Source organism: Streptomyces sp. GDS52 (assembly GCF_052246875.1).
Lineage (GTDB): Bacteria > Actinomycetota > Actinomycetes > Streptomycetales > Streptomycetaceae > Streptomyces > Streptomyces cathayae.
This window is the reverse complement of sequence record NZ_CM125966.1, coordinates 3,559,485-3,576,561: the sequence shown is the minus strand read 5'-3', so window position 1 is coordinate 3,576,561 and position 17,077 is coordinate 3,559,485. Positions and strand designations below refer to the sequence as shown.

14 protein-coding genes are annotated in these 17,077 nt (G+C 72.3%); 11 read left to right on the top strand and 3 right to left on the bottom strand.

Annotation, left to right across the window (positions count from 1 at the left end; translation table 11 throughout):
• Positions 1-7 precede the first annotated feature (7 nt).
• Entirely contained in the window at positions 8-1,540 is a 1,533-nt protein-coding gene (locus tag ACTWJ9_RS16235) for a 3-hydroxyacyl-CoA dehydrogenase (protein WP_443294364.1), read from the top strand.
• The gene (locus ACTWJ9_RS16230) at positions 1,537-2,127 is read left to right on the top strand and encodes a TetR/AcrR family transcriptional regulator (protein WP_279334948.1); all 591 of its coding nucleotides are present in this window, start codon (positions 1,537-1,539) and stop codon (positions 2,125-2,127) included. The genes ACTWJ9_RS16235 and ACTWJ9_RS16230 overlap by 4 nt, the downstream gene beginning before the upstream one ends.
• 30 nt (positions 2,128-2,157) lie before the next feature.
• On the opposite strand, the gene ACTWJ9_RS16225 is transcribed toward ACTWJ9_RS16230, so the two are convergent.
• Entirely contained in the window at positions 2,158-2,643 is a 486-nt protein-coding gene (locus tag ACTWJ9_RS16225; protein ID WP_279334947.1) for an Lrp/AsnC family transcriptional regulator, read from the bottom strand.
• Positions 2,644-2,832: 189 nt separating this feature from the next.
• Here ACTWJ9_RS16225 and pdhA point away from each other — a divergent pair, with 189 nt between their 5' ends.
• The 7 genes from pdhA to ACTWJ9_RS16190 all read left to right on the top strand — a co-directional run bounded on the left by pdhA (position 2,833) and on the right by ACTWJ9_RS16190 (position 11,182).
• Entirely contained in the window at positions 2,833-3,981 is a 1,149-nt protein-coding gene (gene pdhA / locus ACTWJ9_RS16220; protein ID WP_443294363.1) for a pyruvate dehydrogenase (acetyl-transferring) E1 component subunit alpha, read from the top strand.
• Entirely contained in the window at positions 3,978-4,982 is a 1,005-nt protein-coding gene (locus ACTWJ9_RS16215) for an alpha-ketoacid dehydrogenase subunit beta (protein WP_443294362.1), read from the top strand. The genes pdhA and ACTWJ9_RS16215 overlap by 4 nt, the downstream gene beginning before the upstream one ends.
• Positions 4,982-6,349 (top strand): dihydrolipoamide acetyltransferase family protein, encoded by a 1,368-nt coding sequence (locus ACTWJ9_RS16210; protein ID WP_443294361.1) that lies wholly within the window; start codon positions 4,982-4,984, stop codon positions 6,347-6,349. The genes ACTWJ9_RS16215 and ACTWJ9_RS16210 overlap by 1 nt, the downstream gene beginning before the upstream one ends.
• 200 nt (positions 6,350-6,549) lie before the next feature.
• The gene (locus ACTWJ9_RS16205) at positions 6,550-7,449 is read left to right on the top strand and encodes a DUF6457 domain-containing protein (RefSeq protein ID WP_443294360.1); all 900 of its coding nucleotides are present in this window, start codon (positions 6,550-6,552) and stop codon (positions 7,447-7,449) included.
• Positions 7,446-8,918 (top strand): molybdopterin molybdotransferase MoeA, encoded by a 1,473-nt coding sequence (locus ACTWJ9_RS16200; protein WP_388704230.1) that lies wholly within the window; start codon positions 7,446-7,448, stop codon positions 8,916-8,918. The genes ACTWJ9_RS16205 and ACTWJ9_RS16200 overlap by 4 nt, the downstream gene beginning before the upstream one ends.
• The gene (locus tag ACTWJ9_RS16195; protein WP_279334941.1) at positions 8,915-10,012 is read left to right on the top strand and encodes a potassium channel family protein; all 1,098 of its coding nucleotides are present in this window, start codon (positions 8,915-8,917) and stop codon (positions 10,010-10,012) included. The genes ACTWJ9_RS16200 and ACTWJ9_RS16195 overlap by 4 nt, the downstream gene beginning before the upstream one ends.
• Before the next feature lie 189 nt (positions 10,013-10,201).
• Positions 10,202-11,182, top strand: a complete 981-nt coding sequence (locus ACTWJ9_RS16190; RefSeq protein ID WP_279334940.1) for an NAD(P)H-quinone oxidoreductase — start codon at positions 10,202-10,204, stop codon at positions 11,180-11,182.
• Between the two features lie 35 nt (positions 11,183-11,217).
• Here ACTWJ9_RS16190 and ACTWJ9_RS16185 read toward each other — a convergent pair whose 3' ends face one another.
• Positions 11,218-11,547, bottom strand: a complete 330-nt coding sequence (locus ACTWJ9_RS16185) for a hypothetical protein (RefSeq protein ID WP_387037271.1) — start codon at positions 11,545-11,547, stop codon at positions 11,218-11,220.
• 742 nt (positions 11,548-12,289) lie between these two features.
• On the opposite strand from ACTWJ9_RS16185, the gene ACTWJ9_RS16180 reads away from it, so the two are divergent.
• Entirely contained in the window at positions 12,290-12,832 is a 543-nt protein-coding gene (locus ACTWJ9_RS16180) for a bacterial proteasome activator family protein (RefSeq protein ID WP_279334938.1), read from the top strand.
• Positions 12,833-12,982: 150 nt separating this feature from the next.
• Here the strand turns inward: ACTWJ9_RS16180 and ACTWJ9_RS16175 are convergent, their stop codons facing one another.
• Complete coding sequence (locus ACTWJ9_RS16175; RefSeq protein WP_279334937.1) at positions 12,983-14,650, bottom strand: protein kinase domain-containing protein; 1,668 nt, start codon at positions 14,648-14,650, stop codon at positions 12,983-12,985.
• A gap of 369 nt (positions 14,651-15,019) precedes the next feature.
• On the opposite strand from ACTWJ9_RS16175, the gene ACTWJ9_RS16170 reads away from it, so the two are divergent.
• Positions 15,020-16,645, top strand: coding sequence for a protein kinase domain-containing protein (locus ACTWJ9_RS16170; RefSeq protein WP_443294359.1), 1,626 nt, complete (start codon positions 15,020-15,022; stop codon positions 16,643-16,645).
• Positions 16,646-17,077: the final 432 nt, after the last annotated feature.

The following is a 17,077-nucleotide window of genomic DNA, read 5'->3' as shown; positions in this document are numbered from 1 at the left end:
CGCGCACATGACAGCACTCGACCTCAGCAGCCCCGTGGCCGTCGTCGGCACCGGCACCATGGGCCAGGGCATCGCCCAGGTCGCCCTGGTCGCGGGTCATCCCGTGCGGCTGTACGACGCCGTTCCCGGCCGGGCCCGGGAAGCGGCCGACGGGATCGTGGCCCGGCTCGACCGGCTGGTGGCCAAGGAGCGGCTCACCGCCGCCGACCGGGACGCGGCCCGTGCCCGTCTGCGGCCCGTCGACGACCTCGCGGGGCTCGCGGACTGTGCCCTGGTGGTCGAGGCCGTCCTGGAGCGTCTGGACGTCAAGCAGGGGCTGTTCCGCGCGCTGGAGGACGTCGTCGGCGACGACTGCCTGCTCGCCACCAACACCTCGTCCCTGTCGGTCACCGCCATCGGTGGCGCGCTGAGAGCCCCCGGGCGCTTCGTGGGCCTGCACTTCTTCAACCCGGCCCCGCTGCTGCCGCTCGTCGAGGTCGTCTCCGGCTTCGCCACCGAGGTCGCGCACGCCACGCGCGCGTACGAGACGGCCCGCGCCTGGGGCAAGACGCCGGTGGCCTGCGCCGACACCCCCGGCTTCATCGTCAACCGGGTCGCCCGGCCCTTCTACGCCGAGGCCTTCGCGGTGTACGAGTCCCAGGGGGCCGACCCGGCCACGATCGACGCGGTGCTGCGCGAGTCCGGAGGCTTCCGCATGGGCGCCTTCGAACTGACCGACCTCATCGGGCAGGACGTCAACGAGTCCGTCACCCACTCGGTGTGGCAGGCCTTCTTCCAGGACGTGCGCTTCACGCCCTCCCTGGCCCAGCGCCGGCTGGTCGAGTCCGGCCGTCTCGGCCGCAAGAGCGGCCGGGGATGGTACGACTATTCCGATCACTCCGACCGCGCGGACGGTGCCGGGCGTCCCGAGCCGCACACCGCGGAGCAGGCGGCGCCACCCGCGTACGTGGTCGCCGAGGGGGATCTGGGCCCGGCCTCGGACCTGCTCGCACTGATCCGGGAGGCGGGCATCGAGGTCCGCGCGGAGGACGAGGACAACGGCACCTGGCTGGTGCTGCCCGGCGGTGGTCAGCTGGTGCTCGCGGACGGTCAGACGTCGGTGGAGTTCCGCGACGTCGTCTACTTCGATCTCGCCCTCGACTACCGCGAAGCCGGCCGGATCGCCCTGTCCCACTCCCAGGACACCTCCCCGCGGACCGTCGCCGAGGCCATCGGCCTGTTCCAGGCGCTCGGCAAGAAGGTCAGCGTCATCGGCGACGTCCCCGGCATGATCGTCGCCCGCACGGTGGCGCGGATCATCGACCTGGCGGTCGAGGCCGTCGCCAAGGGGGTGACCACCGAGGAGGACGTCGACACCGCGATGCGGTCGGGTGTGAACTACCCTCTCGGGCCCTTCGAGTGGAGCCGCCGCCTCGGCCGCGGCTGGGCCGGCTCCCTTCTGGACGAACTGCACGAGATCGATCCGTCCGGCCGCTACGCGCCGTCCCTCGCGCTCTACCGGTACGCGTGCGCCGCCGACAAGCGGGAGGGCACCCCATGACCACCGCCAGGCGTGACACGTACACCCCGGAGACCCTGCTGTCCGTCGCCGTGCGGGTGTTCAACGAGCGTGGCTACGACGGCACCTCGATGGAGCACCTCTCCAAGGCGGCGGGCATCTCCAAGTCGTCGATATACCACCACGTGGCGGGCAAGGAGGAACTGCTGCGGCGTGCGGTGAGCCGGGCGCTGGACGGTCTCTTCGGCATCCTCGACGAGGAGCACGCGTGCGTGGGGCGGGCCGCCGAGCGGCTGGAGTACGTGGTGCGGCGCACGGTCGAGGTCCTGATCGCGGAACTCCCTTACGTGACGCTGCTGCTGCGGGTGCGCGGCAACACGGACACCGAGCGGTGGGCCCTGGAGCGGCGGCGCGAGTTCGACCACCGGGTGGCGGGCCTGCTGAGGGCCGCGGCGGCGGAGGGGGACGTGCGCGGCGACATAGAGGTGCGCCTGGCGACCCGGCTGGTCTTCGGGATGGTCAACTCGCTCGTCGAGTGGTACCGGCCCGACGGGCGCGGCACCAGCGAGCGCGAAGTGGCCGACGCGGTGGTCCAGTTGGCCTTCTCGGGACTGCGCAGGGCCGCCTGACCGGGCCGTCGCCCCGCGGCCGGTCCCGCTTCACCCCTGCGGTTCCAGGTCCTCCTCCTCGAACACCAGCAGGGTGCGGGTGCTGAGCACCTCGGGGATCGCCTGGAGCCGGGTCAGCACCAGCTCGCGCAACGTCCGGTTGTCCGGCGTGTGCACCAGGAGCAGCACGTCGAAGTCGCCGCCCACCAGGGCGATGTGGGAGGCGCCGGGGAGCTGTCTGAGCTGCTCGCGGACCGTGCGCCAGGTGTTCTGGACGATTTTCAGGGTGATGTACGCGGACGTGCCGTGGCCGGCGCGTTCGTGGTCGACGCGGGCGCCGAAGCCGCGGATGACGCCGTCCTCCACGAGCCGGTTGATCCGGGCGTAGGCGTTGGCGCGCGAGACGTGGACCCGTTCGGCGACCGACCGGACCGAGGCGCGGCCGTCCGCCTGGAGCATGCGCAGGATGTCCTGGTCTATGGCGTCCAGGGGGCGTGCGGGCGGCAGCGGTCCGGTGCCCCCCGGTCCTTCGGCCATTTGTTCAGACGACACGCGCCCCCGCCTCTCCGTCATGGACGTACTGCGTCCATCTCAGGCTGTGGAGAACCGTTTGTCCACAGCCTGGTGCCACCCGTAGCCAAAATGCACCGGCGACCGAACAATCGGTTGGTGAGGCGCGTCACAGACGCCGCGCCTCCACAGCCGCTCCCACGAGGAGGTGCCGTCATGACGGTCATGGAGCAGCGGGGCGCTTATCAGCCGACCCCGCCGCCCGCCTGGCAGCCCCGTACCGACCCCGCGCCGCTGCTGCCCGACGCGGAGCCGTACCGGGTGCTCGGCACCGAGGAGGCCGACCGGGCCGACCCGGAGCTGTTGCGCCGGCTGTACGCGGAACTGGTGAGGGGCCGCCGCTACAACGCGCAGGCCACCGCCCTCACCAAGCAGGGCCGTCTCGCGGTCTACCCCTCCAGCACCGGCCAGGAGGCCTGTGAGGTCGCCGCCGCGCTGGTCCTGCAGGAGCAGGACTGGCTCTTCCCGAGCTACCGCGACACGCTCGCCGTCGTCGCACGCGGAGTGGACCCCGTGCAGGCGCTCACCCTGCTGCGCGGCGACTGGCACACCGGTTACGACCCCTACGAGCACCGGGTCGCGCCGCTGAGCACCCCGCTCGCCACCCAGCTGCCGCACGCCGTCGGACTCGCGCACGCCGCCCGCCTCAAGGGCGACGACGTGGTCGCGCTGGCCATGGTCGGCGACGGCGGCACCAGCGAGGGCGACTTCCACGAGGCGCTGAACTTCGCCGCCGTGTGGCGGGCCCCGGTGGTCTTTTTCGTCCAGAACAACGGCTTCGCGATCTCCGTTCCGCTCGCCAAGCAGACCGCGGCCCCGTCGCTGGCCCACAAGGCCGTCGGCTACGGCATGCCCGGCCGGCTGGTCGACGGCAACGACGCCGCCGCCGTCCACGAGGTCCTGGCCGACGCCGTCCGCCACGCGCGCGGAGGCGGCGGCCCGACCCTGGTCGAGGCGATCACCTACCGCGTGGAGGCCCACACCAACGCCGACGACGCGACCCGCTACCGCGGCGACGCCGAGGTGGAGGCATGGAAGAAGCACGACCCCGTCGTGCTCCTGGAACAGGAGCTGACCCGGCGCGGCCTGCTCGACGACGACTGTGTCGCCGCCGCCCGCCAGGACGCCGAAGCCATGGCCGCCGACCTGCGGGAACGCATGAACCAGGACCCCGCGCTCGACCCCATGGACCTGTTCGCCCACGTCTACGCCGAGCCCACCCCCCAGCTGCTGGAGCAGCGGGAGCAGCTGCGGGCCGAGCTGGCGGCCGAGGCCGGGGCCGAGCCGGAAGAGAGGCAGCGATGACCACCGTCGCCACCACACCGGCCACCATGGCGCAGGCACTCACCCGCGCGCTGCGCGACGCCATGGCCGAGGACCCGTCCGTGCACGTCCTGGGCGAGGACGTGGGCACCCTCGGCGGTGTCTTCCGTATCACCGACGGACTCGCCCAGGAGTTCGGCGAGGACCGCTGCACGGACACTCCGCTGGCCGAGGCGGGCATCCTCGGCACGGCCGTCGGCATGGCGATGTACGGTCTGCGGCCGGTCGTGGAGATGCAGTTCGACGCGTTCGCCTACCCGGCGTTCGAGCAGCTGGTGTCGCACGTCGCCAGAATGCGCAACCGCACGCGCGGCAGGATGCCCCTGCCGCTCACCATCCGTGTCCCCTACGGTGGTGGCATCGGCGGCGTCGAGCACCACAGCGACTCCTCCGAGGCGTACTACATGGCGACTCCGGGGCTCCATGTCGTCACGCCCGCGACCGTCCCGGACGCCTACGGACTGCTGCGCGCCGCCATCGCCTCCGACGACCCGGTCGTCCTGCTCGAGCCCAAGCGGCTGTACTGGTCGAAGGACTCCTGGGACCCCGAGGAGCCGGCATCCGTCGAACCGATAGGCCGTGCGGTGGTGCGGCGCTCCGGTCGGAGCGCCACGCTCGTCACGTACGGGCCGTCCGTTCCCGTCTGCCTGGAGGCGGCCGAGGCGGCCCGGGCCGAGGGCTGGGACCTGGAAGTCGTCGATCTGCGCTCCCTGGTGCCGTTCGACGACGAGACGGTGTGCGCCTCGGTGCGGCGGACGGGACGCGCGGTCGTCGTCCATGAGTCGGGCGGCTTCGGCGGTCCCGGCGGGGAGATCGCGGCCCGGGTCACGGAGCGCTGCTTCCACCATCTGGAGGCACCGGTGCTGCGGGTGGCCGGGTTCGACCTCCCGTATCCGCCGCCGATGCTGGAGCGTCACCACCTGCCCGGCGTGGACCGGATCCTGGACGCCGTGGGGCGTCTGCAGTGGGAGGCCGAGAACTGATGGCACAGGTGCTGGAGTTCAAGCTCCCCGACCTCGGTGAGGGGCTCACCGGGGCGGAAATCGTGCGCTGGCTGGTCGAGGTGGGCGATGTCGTCACCATCGACCAGCCGGTCGTCGAGGTCGAGACGGCCAAGGCGATGGTGGACGTGCCCTGCCCGTACGGGGGGGTGGTCACCGCCCGCTTCGGCGAGGAGGGCACCGAACTGCCGGTGGGCGCCCCGCTGCTCACGGTGGCCGTGGGCGGACCGGACGCCGACCGGACACCGGGTGAGGACCGCCGGCCCACCGCTTCGAGCGAGGCCTCCGGCAACGTCCTGGTGGGGTACGGCACCTCGAAGGCCCCGGCCCGGCGCCGCAGGGTGCGGCCGGGACAGCCGGTGTCCGCCCCACGCACCACGCCTGCCCCACGCACCACGCCCGCGGCCGGGGTGCTGGACGGCCCGGTCCCCGTGATCTCACCCCTGGTGCGCAGGCTGGCCCGGCAGAACGGCCTGGACCTGAGGGAGATGACGGGCTCAGGGCCCGAGGGGCTGATCCTGCGGGCGGACGTGGAGCACGCGCTCCGGGCCGTCGGCGTGCAGCAGGTCCGCAAGGACCGGACAGCCGCCACCGAGCCGCACGCGCGGACGGCGCAGGCCCCCACGCCGGCCGCCGGTACCGCGGTCCCGGATGCCGATGGTGACGTCCGAGTCCCCCTCAAGGGCATCCGCGGTGCCGTGGCCGACAAGCTCTCCCGCAGCCGCACCGAGATACCGGACGCGACCTGCTGGGTGGACGCCGACGCGACCGAGCTGATGCGGGCACGGGCCGCGATGAACGCCTCGGGCGGTCCGAAGATCTCCGTGCTCGCCCTGCTGGCCCGGATCTGCACCGCCGCGCTGGCCCGCTTCCCCGAGCTCAACTCCTCCGTGGACAGGGAGGCCAGGGAGGTAGTCCGGTACGCGGCCGTACATCTCGGTTTCGCCGCGCAGACCGAGCGGGGGCTGGTCGTCCCCGTCGTCCGGGACGCGCACACGCGGGACGCGGAGTCGCTCACCGCGGAGTTCGCCCGGCTGACCGGGGCGGCCCGGTCCGGGACACTGACCCCCGCCGAACTCACGGGCGGAACCTTCACGTTGAACAACTACGGCGTCTTCGGCGTCGACGGCTCCACCCCGATCATCAACCACCCCGAGGCCGCCATGCTCGGCGTCGGCCGCATCGTCCCCAAGCCCTGGGTCCATGAGGGCGAGTTGGCGGTGCGACAGGTCGTGCAGCTCTCGCTCACCTTCGACCACCGGGTCTGCGACGGCGGCACGGCGGGTGGTTTCCTGCGCCATGTGGCGGACTGCGTGGAGCAACCGGCGGTGCTGCTGCGGACGCTGTGAGGTCCGGTTCTCCCTGCCGTGTCCGTTCCCGGACACCGTGCCCCCGCGTTCCCCGTGATCGCGGGGGCACGCATACTCGAGGGGTGACCGAGTACGAGCTCCCGGGTGCTCCTGGTACCGGACCCGATGCCGTTGGTGACCGAGAGCGGGACCGAGACCGCGAGCGGGACCGGGGCCGTGACCCCGTGCCGGATGCGGCGGTGCCGCTCGAGCCCGCCGCGTACGACGCCCTCGTGCTCGCCGGTGGCGGTGCCCGACGGCTCGGGGGCGCGGACAAGCCCGGTGTGCGGGTGGGCGGCCGGGCGTTGCTCGACCGGGTGCTCGCGGCCTGCGCCGACGCCCGCACCACCGTGGTCGTGGCCGACCCCCGCCCCACCCCCCGGCCCGTGCTCTGGGCGCGCGAGGAGCCGACGGGCGGCGGCCCGCTCGCCGCGCTCGACGCCGGGATCCGGCTCAGCACCGCGGCGTACGTCGTGCTGCTCTCCGCCGACCTGCCCTTCCTCGACGACCGCACGGTCGACGAGCTGCTGACCACCCTCCGTACGAGCCCGGCCGACGGGGTCGTACTGACCGACGCCGACGGCCGGGACCAGCCACTCGTGGCCGCGTACCGCACAGCGGCCCTGCGCCGCGAACTCGCCGCACTCGGCGAACGGCACGGCCGACTGGCCGGACTGCCGCTGCGCCGGCTGACCGGCTCGCTCGACCTCACCCGGATCTTCGGCCCGGTGGCGTCCTTCGACTGCGACACCTGGGACGACATCGCCGCCGCCAGAGCACGCATCAGGGAGCATGGACACGTGTTGGATGAATGGATTACCGCAGTCAAGGACGAGCTGGGCATCGATCTGGACGTCGACACCGGCGTACTCCTCGACCTCGCCCGTGACGCCGCCCACGGTGTGGCCAGGCCGGCGGCGCCGCTGACCACCTTCCTCGTCGGTTACGCGGCGGCCCGCGCGGGCGGTGACCGGGAAGCCGTGGCCGAGGCCGTCCGCAAGGCCGCGGCCCTCGCCACCCGCTGGGCCGACGAGGACACCCCCGACGTCACCCCTGCCGCCCCCGACGCCGCTCCCGGCACGAGTCCGGACGCCCGATGACCGCGCCCGACGCCCGAGCCGACGAGGACACCGAGAGCGCCGAGAGCGCCGAGAGCACCAGGAAAACCGAGGACGCCGAGGACGCCGATGATCTCGACGTGGAGGAGGCTCTCGCCCTCGTGAACGAAGCTTCCGGCCGCACCCCCGGCCGCACCCCCGGGCACGCCCCCTCCGCGCACCGCCCACGCCGCCACGGCGTCCCCTGGACCGACGCCCGCGCCATCGCCGAGCGCGCAGGCCGCAACGGCACCGCCCGCAACGGCACCGGAAGCCGTGCCGCCCACCGCGCCCGGGCCGCCCCGGTCTCCGTGCCGCTCGACGCCGCCCTCGGCCTCACCCTGGCCGCCCCCCTCACGGCCCTCACCGACCTGCCCTCCTTCGACACCTCGGCCATGGACGGCTGGGCGGTCTCCGGCCCGGGCCCCTGGACCGTGCGGGAGGAAGGCGTCCTCGCCGGGCACGCCGCGCACACGCCGCTCACCGACGGCGAAGCCGCCCGGATCGCCACCGGCGCCCGGGTCCCCCCGGAGACCACCGCCGTCCTCCGCAGCGAACATGGTCGCACCGACGCCAAGGGCCGCCTGCACGCCGCCGCGCCCCGGAGCGGCGGCACGGCCCAGGCCGGGCACGCCGCCACGGTCGCGCACGGTCAGGACATCCGTCCCCGCGGCCAGGAATGCCGCAGCGGCGACCAGTTGCTGTCGGCCGGCACCCTGGTGACGCCCGCCGTGCTGGGCCTCGCCGCGGCCGCCGGATACGACACCCTCAGCGCATTCCCCCGGCCCCGCGTCGAGGTCCTGGTCCTCGGCGACGAGCTGCTCACGGCGGGCCTTCCGCACGACGGGCTGATCCGGGACGCGCTCGGTCCGATGCTGCCGCCCTGGCTGCGCGCACTCGGCGCCGAGGTCACCGCGGTCCGCCGGGTCCGCGACGACGCGCACACGCTGCACAAGGCGATCACGAAATCCGATGCCGATCTCGTCGTCACCACCGGCGGCACCGCCGCAGGCCCGGTCGACCACGTCCACCCGACGCTGAGCCGTATCGGGGCCGAACTCCTGGTGGACGGGGTCGAGGTGCGCCCCGGGCACCCCATGCTCCTGGCCCGCACCAAGGAGAACCAGCACCTCGTCGGTCTGCCGGGCAACCCCCTCGCCGCCGTCTCCGGGCTGCTCACGCTCGCCGAACCCCTGCTGCGTACCCTCGCGGCCCGCCCGGCTCCCGAGCCGTACACGATGCCGCTGCGGGACGCGGTCCACGGGCATCCGCACGACACCCGGCTCATCCCCGTCGCGCTGCGCGGGGACATCGCCCTGCCGCTGCACTACAACGGTCCCGCCATGCTGCGCGGCATCGCGGCGGCCGATGCCCTCGCCGTCGTACCGCCGGGCGGTACGCGGCCCCGGCAGGAGGCGGAACTGCTCGACCTCCCCTGGGCGTCCGGGGGAATCGGGGTGTGTTTCACGTGAAACTTTCGGGTCAGGACGCCATTGCTCGCCAGGCGGACGAGCACTTGGTGACACATCGGGTGAAGCTGCCGAGGAAGGTGCTCGAGCACCCGATCCGCCAGGTCACCAAACGGCTGTCCATGGCTTTGCTGATCCTCGTGGTGACGGCGTTGATCGTGTACCTCGACCGCGGCGGCTACAACGACGGCGCCGACGGCACCCTCGACTTCCTCGATGCCTTCTACTACGCGACCGTCACCCTCTCCACCACGGGATACGGCGACATCACGCCGGTCAGCGACAGTGCCCGGCTGACCAATATCCTCGTCGTCACACCGTTGCGCGTGATGTTCCTGATCATCCTGGTCGGCACCACCCTCGAAGCCCTCACCGAACGCACCCGGGAGGAGTGGCGACTGAACCGCTGGAGGTCCACGTTGCGTGATCACACCGTTGTCGTCGGATTCGGCACGAAGGGCAGGTCCGCGATCCGGACCATCTGCAAGACGGGGCTCCGCAAGGAGCAGGTCGTGGTGGTCGACCCCAGCGACAAGGCGATCGAAGCCGCCGCGGCCGACGGATACGCGGGCGTCATAGGGGACGCGACGCGCAGCGAGGTGCTGAAGCGGGCCGAGGTGTACCGGGCGAAGCAGATCATCATCGCCACACAGCGCGACGACACCGCTGTGCTGGTGACGCTGACGGCCCGACAGCTCAACCGCGGCGCGAAGATCGCGGTCGCGGTGCGCGAGGAGGAGAACGCTCCGCTGCTGAAGCAGTCCGGCGCCGACGCGGTCATCACCAGCGCCAGCGCGGCCGGCCGGCTGCTCGGGCTGTCGCTGCTCAGCCCCGCGGCCGGCGTGGTGATGGAGGACCTCATCCAGCAGGGCACCGGGCTCGACATGGTCGAACGGCCGGTCATAAAGGCCGAGGTGGGCAAGACGCCGCGAGAGGTCGACGATCTGGTGGTGAGCGTCCTGCGCGGGCACCGGTTGCTCGGCTACGACGACGCGAACGTCGGGACGCTCGAGCTGACCGACCGGCTGATCACGATCGTGCGGAGGACGCCGGCCAGGCAGGTGGCGCCCGACATGCGCCCGCTCCCCCGGGACTGACCGCAGGCCCCACCGTCCGGGCGGTAGCCGAGGACCACGCCCACGGTGAGCATCACGACCGACGCGATGGGCCGAATTCCGGCTCCGCCGGAACGATCCGCCGGAGCTCTGCGTCGCACCCGCCGGATTCGCCACACCACCGGGGTGAACGTCGGCGCACTACGCGTGAACCCCGGTAGCGTCGCACCCATGTATGCGATCACGATTCCCGAACCCGGTGGACCCGAGGCGCTGGTGTGGGAGCAGGTCCCCGATCCCGTCCCCGGACCGGGCGAGGTGCTCGTCGAGGTGGTGGCCGGTGCCGTCAACCGCGCCGACATCATCCAACGGCAGGGCTTCTACGACCCCCCGCCCGGCGCCTCCCCCTACCCCGGCCTGGAGTGTTCCGGGCGGATCACCGCGCTCGGACCCGGTGTGACCGGGTGGGCGGTCGGTGACGAGGTCTGCGCGCTGCTCGCCGGCGGTGGCTACGCCCAGCAGGTCGCCGTCCCCATCGGACAGCTGCTCCCCGTCCCGGAGGGGCTCGACGTCAAGCAGGCGGCGGCGCTCCCGGAGGTGGTCTGCACGGTCTGGTCGAACGTCTTCATGGTGGCCCATCTCCGCCCCGGCGAGACCCTGCTCGTGCACGGTGGGTCCAGCGGCATCGGCACCATGGCCATCCAGCTCGCCAAGGCCGTCGGCGCCAGGATCGCCGTCACCGCCGGAACCAAGGAGAAGCTGGACCGCTGCGCCGAACTGGGTGCCGACATCCTGATCGACTACCGCGAACAGGACTTCGTCGCCGAGCTGAAGGAGGCGACCGGCGGCGCGGGCGCGGACGTCATCCTCGACATCATGGGCGCCAAGTACCTGGACCGTAACGTCCAGGCCCTCGCGGTCAACGGCCGGCTCGCGATCATCGGCATGCAGGGCGGCGTCAAGGGCGAACTGAACATCGGCGCCCTCCTGCGCAAGCGCGCCGCGATCAGCGCGACGTCACTGCGCGCCCGGCCGCTGGAGGAGAAGGCGGCGATCGTCGCGGCCGTCCGGGAACACGTGTGGCCCCTGATCGCCGACGGCCATGTCCGTCCCGTCGTCGACCGTGAGCTCCCGATGCCGGAGGCGGCCGAGGCCCACCGTGTCGTGGAGGAGAGCGGCCACGTCGGCAAGGTGCTGCTGGTCGCGCCGTAGGGCCGCCGGACCACTGGATGCGTGGGCCCGGGGCTTCAGCTCCGCCGGAGTCTCAGGCCCACGAACGCCAGCCCCAGCCCGAGCCCCATGAGGACCAGCCCGCTCCCCAGCGGCAGGATGCGCACCTTGGGCTCCGCGCCGGTGGTGGTGTTCGACGCGGGACTCTGCGAGGCCCCGGAGGGCAGCGGAACGGCCTCCCCCGACTCCGGCGCCCGGCGGGTGGCGCCGACGTCGCCTTCCTCGGGCACGCGCGTACCGGCTGCGGTGTTCGCGGCGCCCGAGGCTTCGGGCAGAACACCGGTGCCCGCCTCCTTCGGCTCCCCGGCGTGCGTGCCGTCCCCGAGGCCCGCCTCCTTCGGCACCACGCCCACACCGCCGCGGTCGGCCCCGCCTCCGCTGTCCCGTGGTCCGCCGTCGTGTCCGCCCCGCGGATCCGCTTTCCCGGACCTCCCGGATTCCTCAGGCGTCCCGGGCTCCCCGGGTTTCCGGTGCCCGCCGGTCTTCCCCGTCTCCTCGCTCGACTCCGTCGTCTCGGGCACCTCCCGCCCCGGCCGACTCCGTCCTTCTCCCGGCCGGCTTCCGGCCCTGGAGGGCTCGGCGGAGGGCGTCGGCGACGGCGACTCCGCAGACGAGGGGGGAGAGAGGGGCGAGAGGGGCGAGAAAGGGGAGAAAGGGGAGAAGGGCGAGAAGGAGGAGAGGGGCGAGAGCGGGGAGAGGGGTGCGGGGAGAGGAGAGGACAGGGGCTCGCGGTGCGGCGCGCCGGTGTGCTCGTCCGGCGCCTCCTGGTGTCCGGTGACCGCTCTCTCGGCCCCGAAGGCCGCGGTCGTACCGAAAGGCGCCAGGGCAGGACCGTACGGCATCATCACCCCCGCTCCTGCCGTCACCCCGAGCGCGATGCCCGCTCGCAGGGCGACCCCCGCCCCCACTACACGCAGCCATGGAGTCACGGCCGTGACCTCCCGCGCCGGGCCGGTGCCCGTTCGCACCGTCGGCTAGATGAGCCGGATGGACTCCCACAGGTTCCCATTCCGCCGCGCACCCGGCATTACGGATACCCCCGTCAGGGGGGCCCGGAAGTGTGCGGTGGGCGTGCGAGAGAATGGCCGTATGGAGATGCCGAGGAACGAACGGTCGCCGGACAATCCGCAGGTACTGGTCGTCGGCCAGGACGGCATGGCGCTCGGTGGCGGCACCGGGGACGAGGACTCCCGCGAGGTTCCGGTGACGGAGCAGGTGGAGCAGCCCGCGAAGGTCATGCGGATCGGCAGCATGATCAAGCAGCTGCTGGAGGAGGTGCGCGCGGCCCCTCTGGACGAGGCCAGCCGGGCGAGGCTCAAGGAGATCCACGCCAGCTCGGTGAAGGAGCTGGAGGACGGGCTCGCGCCGCAGCTGGTCGAGGAGCTGGAGCGGCTCTCCCTGCCCTTCACGGACGAGGCGACCCCGAGCGACGCCGAACTGCGGATCGCGCAGGCCCAGCTGGTGGGCTGGCTGGAGGGCCTCTTCCACGGCATCCAGACCACGCTCTTCGCCCAGCAGATGGCCGCGCGTGCCCAGCTGGAGCAGATGCGTCGCGCCCTCCCGCCGGGCATGGGCGACGGCGGCCAGGAGGAACCCCCGATGGGCGGCCGCGTAGGCGGCCCGTACCTGTAGCCGCCCCGCCGCGGCACATGAACCCCGCGGTACATGAACCCCGCGGTACATGAACACAGCACATGGACACAAAAGGGGTCCGGCCCGGAGGCCGGGCCCCTTTCACCTGTTCTCACCTGTTTCACCCGAGCCGTACCCGGGGGTGCCCGGTCAGGCGGACGGCGGGTTGCCCGTGGAGACGTAGAGCTGGATCTTGGGCATGTCCGCGGGGTCGACGGCCGTGCCCGCGGCGGGGAACTGGTTCATGACCGTTCCTTCGCCGTAGGTGTTCTCGTTGACGTCGCGCACGTCCAGGTCCCAGCCGGCTTCCTGGAAGCACTCCTTGACCGACTTGATGTACTTGAACTTCAGCTTCGGGATCTCGATCTTGTCGGGGTCGTTGTACGACTCCTTCGGCTCCGTGCACTCGTCCGGGTCGATCGTCCTGGACGGGTCGGGCCCCCGGTGGCCGGCTTCCTTCTCGGCGGGCGCGGACACCGACGGGGAGCTGCCCCCGCCGCCCCGGTTGCCGCCGTTCCCCCCGCCGTTGGACAGCAGTGCCGCGACCAGGCCGCCGACGGCGAGCACGGACACGGCGATCGAGCCGATGATCACCGGTTTGTTGTTCCTGCCGCGGCCCGAACCGCCCGAAGTCGGGTTCTGGGGTGTCAGGCTGTACGGCGGCGGGGTCGACGGGCCGCCCTGCTGCGGGGCGTACGGCGACGGGTGGGGCGTCTGGTAGCCGCTCTGCTGCGGATAGCCGTACCCCACAGACGGAGGGGACGGCGCGGGGGCCGGAGTGCCGTACGGGTTCGGGTGCGGGGCCGGCTGGTACGGCGTCTGGACGCTGCCCTGGACCCCCGGCGCCGACGACTGGTCGACCGGCGGGAACACCGCGGAGCCGACGCCCGAGCCGCTCTGCCCCTGGGGACCGGGGACGATGCTCGGCGGGGCCGCCTGGACGGACTGGCTCACCCGCAGGCACTCGCCGCGCATGGCCTCGGCGCTGGGGAAACGCTCGTTCGGGTTCTTCTTCAGCGCGCGGGTGATCAGCGCGTCGACGGCCGGGGGAAGTGCGCGGTTGACCGAGGAGGCGAGCGGCGGTTCCTCCTGCACGTGCGCGTACGCGATGGCCAGCGGCGAGTCCGCGTCGAACGGGAGCCGCCCGGTGACCAGCTGGAAGAGCATGATGCCGACCGAGTACAGGTCGGAGCGCGCGTCGACGCCCCGGCCGAGCGCCTGCTCCGGCGAGAGGTACTGCGGGGTGCCGACGACCATGCCGGTCTGCGTCATCGACGTCACGCCGGACTGCATGGCGCGGGCGATGCCGAAGTCCATCACCTTGACCACGCCGCGCTTGTCGATCATCACGTTGCCCGGCTTGATGTCCCGGTGGACCAGGCCCTTCTCGTGGCTGATCTCCAGGGCGGCCAGCACGTCGGCGGTGATCTTCAGCGCCTTGTCGGCGGGCATCGCGCCCTGCTGCCGTACGTCCTCGTCGAGCACGGAGCCGAGCGGGCGGCCCTCGACGTACTCCATGACGATGTACGGCATCGTCATGCCGTCCACCTCGTCCTCGCCGGTGTCGAAGACCGAGACGATGTTGGTGTGCGTGAGCTTCGCCACGGCCTGGGCCTCGCGGCGGAAGCGTTCGCGGAAGGCCTGCTCCCGGCCGAGTTCCGTGTGCAAGGTCTTGATGGCGACCTGGCGGTCGAGCACACTGTCGTACGCGAGGTGGACCGAGGCCATGCCGCCCCGGCCGAGCAGGTCCCGCAGTCGGTAGCGGCCGCCGGCGAGCGCCCGCCCCGCGTTGTGGCCCTGTGCGCCGTCCTGGCTCATGTTCCGCGTCCCCCGTAGCCTCTCCGGCGCTGCCGTCGTCGACCGATGCCTTGTGGATCCAGGTAGATCGAATGCGCTATTCCCGGCCAAGTCTGCCGCAGGCCACTGACACGTCAAGCAGGGGGCCCGTTCCGTGACGGTACGGAAAAGAAGCGTCGCGGAAGCGTTACCGGGGACGTGTGGCCGAAGCGCCACCTGGTACGCAGAATTTGCATGACGGTACGGAGAAAGGGTTTCATGGCCGGTCCGTCCCGTGCTGGTCCTGGCAAACCCGTCTCGGACCGGAGGCCCCTGCAGAGGCTGTAGCGTGGCCGACGGAGACCGTGACAACACCGCGCGCACCGCGGGCAGAAACGACGGCGAGGACCGATGGCACAGCAGCAGCGCGCTCAGGGCCCGTCCGACCCCGAGGCGACTGGCGGCGGAATGTCGGACGCGCCGGACAACTGGGGTAACGGCGGGCTCATCGGCGACGGCCGTTATCGGCTGACGCACCGACTCGGCCGGGGCGGCATGGCCGAGGTGTTCGCCGCCGAGGACGTGCGCCTCGGGCGTACGGTCGCGGTCAAACTCATGCGTGCCGACCTCGCCGAGGACCCGATCGCCAAAGCGCGTTTCACGCGTGAGGCGCAGTCGGTGGCCGGTCTCAACCACCACGCGATCGTCGCCGTGTACGACTCCGGTGAGGACACGGTGGGCGGCCAGGCCGTGCCGTACATCGGCATGGAGATCGTCGAGGGCCGCACGATCCGTGATCTCCTGCTCAACGCCGAGGCGCCCGGCCCCGAACAGGCGCTGATCATCGTCTCCGGTGTGCTGGAGGCGCTGGCCTACTCGCACCAGCACGGCATCGTGCACCGCGACATCAAGCCCGCCAACGTCATCATCACCCACAACGGTGCCGTGAAGGTGATGGACTTCGGCATCGCCCGCGCGATGCACGGCGCGTCCACGACGATGACGCAGACCGGCATGGTCATGGGCACCCCGCAGTACCTCTCGCCGGAGCAGGCGCTCGGCAAGGCCGTCGACCACCGGTCCGACCTGTACGCGACCGGCTGCATGCTGTACGAACTCCTGGCGCTGCGGCCCCCGTTCACCGGTGAGACGCCGCTGTCCGTGGTCTACCAGCACGTGCAGGACATCCCCACGCCCCCGTCGGAGGTCTCGGACGCCAGCCCGCCGGAGCTGGACGGGCTTGTCATGCGCTCACTCGCCAAGGAGCCGGACGACCGGTTCCAGACGGCCGAGGAGATGCGCGGGCTGATCCAGTACGGGCTGCAGATGCTCTACGACCAGGGCGGACACACCGGCACCTGGAACACCGGCGTGGTCGACGTGCACGACGGCCGGCACACCCCGTCGGCCGGTTTCGCCGGTACGACGGCGATGCCGCACCCGGACACCACCGGCACCGCGGCCATCCCGCAGCCGATCCTGCCCAACCGGTACGGGAGCGGGGACGACGGCGGCTTCGAGGGCGGCGGCAGCCAGGGCAGCGGCCGCGGCAAGCTGTGGATCCTCGCGGTGCTCGCGGTGATCGCCATCACGGCGGGTGTCGCCCTGGCACTGAGCAACGATGGCGCGGACAAGGAATCCGACCCGCCGACCAAGTCCCCGAGCTCCTCGCAGTCCAGCGAGGAGAAGGAGAAGAAGCCCAGCGAGTCGCCGAGCGACGACGCCACCGAGGAGCCGCAGGTGCCGGGCAACACGGACACCGGCACCGGCAACGGCTACGGCAACGGCAACGGGTCCGGCGGTAACAACAACAACTGGCCCCCGTCGTACAACCCGACGCCGTCGCAGGACCAGTCGCAGCCCGAGGACCCGACGAACGACCCGACGAACGACCCGACCACGCCGACGGAGACGGAGACGAACGAGGAACCGCCGCCACCGCCGGAGACCGACCCGGGGGCGGGCGGCGCGGACGGCGGCCCGGTCAGCGGTGGTACGGAGGGTGGCGGAGACATCGGCGCCGTGACCGGCGGCTGACCGGCGGCTGACTCTGGGGGCGGGCCTCGTGCCCGCCCCGCCCCGTGAGCGCCTCCGGGAGCCGCCGAGACGGCCCCCACTCCACACGGCGCACCGCAGTGCAGTGGAGCCCCACCCCGCCCCGGTCGAGCGGGCTGAACGGGTGGACACCGCCGCACCCGCCCCACGTGCCCCGCGCGGCGGGCGCCGCTCGGCGTGCCGCTGCGCCCGATGGGGGGCGCGTGAAGCGCGGGGCGGTCCACGTGAGCGCGGCACCCCGCCGGACGACCGCCCCTCACACACCCCTGTGAGCTGGGAATCGTCTCGCTCGGTACCCATTAGTCGCATTACATGCTCATTCTGGAGCGGGGCGCGACACCCAGCCCTTCCCGAGCCCGGGGTCCCCGGGATAACGTGCCGTTGCTCCGGCCTCCTGCAAGGCTGTGACCAGCG